The sequence below is a fragment of the Mycobacterium sp. genome, assembly GCF_049673265.1.
GTDB lineage: Bacteria > Actinomycetota > Actinomycetes > Mycobacteriales > Mycobacteriaceae > Mycobacterium.
Map to the genome: position 1 here is coordinate 1 of NZ_JBATXN010000347.1, position 4207 is coordinate 4207.

The 4207-nt window shown below is 61.6% G+C and carries 5 protein-coding genes and 1 pseudogene; 4 read left to right on the forward strand and 2 right to left on the reverse strand.

Features of this window, described 5'->3' with window-relative positions:
• Positions 1–161, reverse strand: a 161-nt coding sequence (locus tag WBF82_RS12055; protein WP_424383262.1) for an acyl-CoA dehydrogenase family protein, incomplete at its 3' end; no start/stop codon positions are given.
• A 107-nt stretch (positions 162–268) separates the two neighbouring features.
• A complete protein-coding gene (locus tag WBF82_RS12060) occupies positions 269–1567 on the reverse strand; it encodes an amidohydrolase family protein (RefSeq protein WP_424383258.1) in 1299 nt (432 codons plus the stop codon).
• Positions 1568–1829: 262 nt separating this feature from the next.
• Between WBF82_RS12060 and WBF82_RS12065 the strand changes: the two genes are divergently transcribed.
• The 4 genes and pseudogenes from WBF82_RS12065 to WBF82_RS12080 all read left to right on the forward strand — a co-directional run.
• Positions 1830–2363 carry a carboxymuconolactone decarboxylase family protein gene (locus WBF82_RS12065; RefSeq protein WP_424383259.1) on the forward strand — a complete coding sequence of 178 codons (534 nt, stop codon included), beginning with the start codon at positions 1830–1832 and terminating at the stop codon, positions 2361–2363.
• A 4-nt stretch (positions 2364–2367) separates the two neighbouring features.
• A complete protein-coding gene (locus tag WBF82_RS12070) occupies positions 2368–3645 on the forward strand; it encodes an aromatic ring-hydroxylating oxygenase subunit alpha (RefSeq protein WP_424383260.1) in 1278 nt (425 codons plus the stop codon).
• Entirely contained in the window at positions 3629–3952 is a 324-nt protein-coding gene (locus tag WBF82_RS12075) for a hypothetical protein (RefSeq protein WP_424383261.1), read from the forward strand. Before WBF82_RS12070 ends, WBF82_RS12075 begins: the two co-directional genes overlap by 17 nt.
• A 3-nt stretch (positions 3953–3955) precedes the next feature.
• A pseudogene (locus WBF82_RS12080) lies at positions 3956–4207 on the forward strand (amidohydrolase family protein); the annotation flags it as partial.

Below are 4207 nucleotides of genomic sequence, written 5' to 3' on the forward strand. Positions count from 1 at the left end.
GTCTTGCCGAGCCAGCCGCCGCTGGCGATTGCCCGATAGAACTCGGTCGGAAATTCGTGCGCCTGGTCTTTTTCCATCCAGTAATGGTCGTCGAATTTCGACGCCAGCTCGGCCACCGACTTGCGAATCAGCTCTTGGTCATCAGTCAGCTCGAAGTTCATCCCACCGCCGGGCACTGGTACATCTCCTTCCGGCGCGAGCAGACACAAAAGCCCCCAACACGCCGACAAATTAGGCGCTTTTGCGTCTGCTCGGCGCCAGTACGGGTTTAGTCCTTGTTGCCGGTCAGCTCTTTCGCGTTGGCGGCGAAATCGGCGAAGGACGAGCCCGCCCTAGTGTCTTTGTGGTGGCTCGACGCCCGGATCGAAACGTCGTGGCCCTCAGCGGCCTTGCGCAGCGAGCCGATTGTCGCCTGTTCCCGAGTGATGTGGCTGAACGGGTCGAAGGAGTACCAGCGCATGGCGTTCTCATGCGTCATTTTCTTGATCTCGTCGTCTGGCACGTTGTTGGCGGACAGGACGTCCCATAGTTCTTCGGGCGCGCCGGGCCACATTGAGTCGCTGTGCGGATAGTCGGCTTCCCAGCAGATGTTGTCGATGCCGATCATGTTGCGCAGCGCTACGCCCACCTTGTCGCTGATGAAGCAGGTCAGGAAGTGCTCCCGGAAAACTTCGCTGGGCAGTTTGCCGCCGAAGTTCTGGTGCGTCCACGTCGAGTGCATCTCGTAGGTCCGGTCGGCCCGCTCGAGGAAGTAAGGGATCCACCCGGTACCACCCTCTGACAGTGCGATCTTGAGATCGGGGTATTCCTTGATTGGCCGCGACCACAGCAAATCCGCCGCCGCCTGCACGATGTTCATCGGCTGCAGCGTGATCATCACGTCCATCGGCGCATCGGGGGCCGTGATCGCCAGCCGGCCCGATGACCCGATGTGCACGTTCATCACGGTGTTGGTGTCGCACAACGCTTTCCACAGCGGATTCCAGTATTCGTTGTGGAAGCTCGGATAGCCCATCGCGGCCGGATTTTCAGTGAAGGTCAGCGCGTGCACGCCCTTCTTGGCCACCCGTCGCACCTCTTTGGCGCACTCTTCGGCATCCCAGATCACCGGTATCGCCATCGGGATGAAGCGTGCCGGGTAGGCCCCGCACCACTCGTCGATGTGCCAGTCGTTGTAGGCCTGCACCAGCGCGATGGAGAACTCCGGGTCTTCGGTGGCGAACAGGCGTCCGGCGAACCCCGGGAAGGACGGGAAGCAGATCGACGCCAGGATGCCGCCGGCGTTCATGTCCTTGATTCGCTCGTCGACGTCGTAGCAACCGGGCCGGATCTCGTCGAGCCCGGTCGGCTCGATCCCGTACTCCTCTTTGGGACGACCGGCCACCGCGTTGAGCGCGACGTTGGGGATCACCGTGTCACGGAACTGCCAAGTATCCGAGCCGTCTGCGTTGTGCACCAGCCGCGGCGCGTCGTCGGCATACTTCTTCGACAGGTGGTTCTTGAACATGTCCGGTGGCTCGACGGTGTGGTCGTCGACGCTGATCAAAATCAAGTCGTCTTTGTTCACTGGCCGTTCCTCTCGTCGGGGGTCGTTCGGCGGCCCTTGCCCCAAGTTGGGCGTCAACTATGAAAATTATCTTCTCAGTTCGCGAGAATCAACATCTTGAGCTTACGCCCGGGGTTGTCGACCCGGGGGGGAGGGCGCGACTCGGGCCACGCTGCCGAGTGACGTTTCCGCAGGTCGATTACTGAACATTGACCAATCCGGGAGTTCGTGGAAACCTATTGGTCAAATATGAGAATATGATTCTCGTAACTGAGGAGGCCATATGCGTCTGTCCCCCTTGCCGGCGGACCAGTGGGACGACGCTGCCCGGGATGCGGTGGCCGGGATGCTGCCGGAAGAGCGCCGTAATCCCGGCGGCGCAGGCAACCTGCTGTCGACCCTGGTGCGCCACCCCAAACTGACCCGAGCGTTTCTGCGATTTAGCGTCTATCTGCTGTCCGGTTCCACGCTGCCGCCCCGCATCCGCGAGCTCGTCATCCTGCGCGTGGCACATCGGCGAAGCTGCGACTACGAATGGACGCACCACGTGACGCTTGGCAAGCGGGTGGGTCTGTCCGACGCCGACATCGACGCGGTGCAAACCGGCGACCCTGCCGACGAGTTCGATCGCGCGGTGCTGGCCGCCGTCGATGAGCTCGACGAGAAGACCAACCTGTCCGACCAGACATGGGCCACTCTCGGTGAGCGGCTCGACGAGCAGCAGCGAATGGATTTGATCTTCACCATCGGCGGCTACACCGCACTTGCGATGGGGTTGAACACTTTTGGCGTCGAGGTTGAGCACGAAGAAAGGTAGAACCTTGCCACATTTCACCAAGCCGGATGCCGGCAGCTGGACCAAAAACTATCCCGAACTGGGCACCGCGCCGGTCGATTACACCGACTCGATCGATCCGGCGTTCTTCGAGGCCGAGCGCGACGCGATCTTCAAGCGGACCTGGCTGAACGTCGGTCGGGTCGAGCGGCTGCCGCGCACCGGCAGCTACTTCACCAAGGAGCTGCCGTCGGCCGGACCTGGCATGTCGGTGATCATCGTCAAGACCAAGGACGGGTCCGTCAAGGCCTATCACAACGTCTGCCGCCACCGCGGAAACAAGTTGGTGTGGAACGATTTCCCGCACGAGGAGACCTCGGGCACCTGTCGGCAGTTCACCTGCAAGTACCACGCCTGGCGCTACAACCTTGACGGTGAGCTCACCTTCATCCAACAGGAGGAGGAGTTCTTTGACGTCGACAAAAGTCAGTTCGGCCTGGCGGGCGTCCGCTGCGAGGTGTGGGAAGGGTTCATCTTCATCAACTTCGACGACAACGCGGCGCCACTCACCGACTACCTCGGGCCGCTGGCCAAGAGCATCGAGGGCTACCCCTTCGGCGAGATGACCGAGACCTACTCCTACCGGGCCGAGGTCGGCAGCAACTGGAAGCTGTTCATCGACGCGTTCGTCGAGTTCTACCACGCGCCGATCCTGCACCAAGGGCAGTACACCAAGGAAGAAGCCGCCAAGATCCAAAAGTATGGGTACGAGGCGCTGCACTACGAGCTGGCCGGCCCCCACAACCTGCAGTCGACCTGGGGTGGTCAGGCACCACCCCCGGACATGTCCATGCTGAAGCCGATGGACCAGGTGTTGCGCAGCGGTTTGTTCGGCCCATGGGACAAGCCGGAGATCATCGAGAACCTGGAGCTGCCACCGGGTGTCAACGTGAAGAGGGTGCCGCAGTGGGGCATCGACTCGTGGCTGTTCTACCCGAACTTCATGCTGCTGATCTGGGAGCCGGGGTGGTTCTTGACCTATCACTACTGGCCGACCGCGGTCGACAAGCACATCTTCGAGTGCACGCTGTATTTCGTGCCGCCGCGCAACGCGCGAGAACGCCTGGCCCAGGAGTTGGCCGCCGTGACGTTCAAGGAGTACGCGCTGCAGGACGCCAACACCCTGGAAGCCACCCAGACCATGATCGGCACCCGGGCCGTCAAAGAGTTCCTGTTGTGCGATCAGGAAATACTGATCCGCCATCTGCACAAGACGACCGGTGACTATGTGAAGGAGTACCAAACCAATGGCGCTACCGTCTGAATTCGCTGATCTAGAGCCCTATCTGGAGTGGGACCTGCCCACCGAACCTGAGCGCTACGCCAAGCGGCTTGCCTCGTCGATGACCGAGATGCAGCAGTTCTACGACGTTGCGTTCCCCCGCCTGAACGACGTGATCGACTACTGTGACAAGTACCCACTGGATGATCTGCCCGAGGACGCGCAGACACTGATGCATTTGATGCAGTCGCTGGTCATGGTGTCGTTCCCGATCGAGGCGTGGAAGCAGCCGAGGGTGCCGGACAGCGGAGCGGCGTGGGTGGAAGTGATCAGGGAGCCGGTGATCTAAAAGGTGTTGACGCTCAAGGCCGCTGGGCTGCTCGACATCGATGCCGGTGAGATCGTACGGCCGGGCATCCTGCGGATCGAGGAGGACCGGATCGTCGGCGTGGGCGGCGACGCCGACGGCTCGAGCTCTGAAGTTTTGGATCTCGGCGACCAAATCCTGCTGCCCGGGCTGATGGACATGGAGGTCAACCTCCTGATGGGCGGCCGTGGCGAAAAGCCCGGGCTGTCCCAAGTTCAGGATGACCCGCCGACCCGA

Coding starts and splice junctions, on each gene's coding strand:
- WBF82_RS12075 (WP_424383261.1), top strand. CDS start 3,629: ATGGCGCTACCGTCTGAATTCGCTGATCTAGAGCCCTATCTGGAGTGG.
- WBF82_RS12065 (WP_424383259.1), top strand. CDS start 1,830: ATGCGTCTGTCCCCCTTGCCGGCGGACCAGTGGGACGACGCTGCCCGG.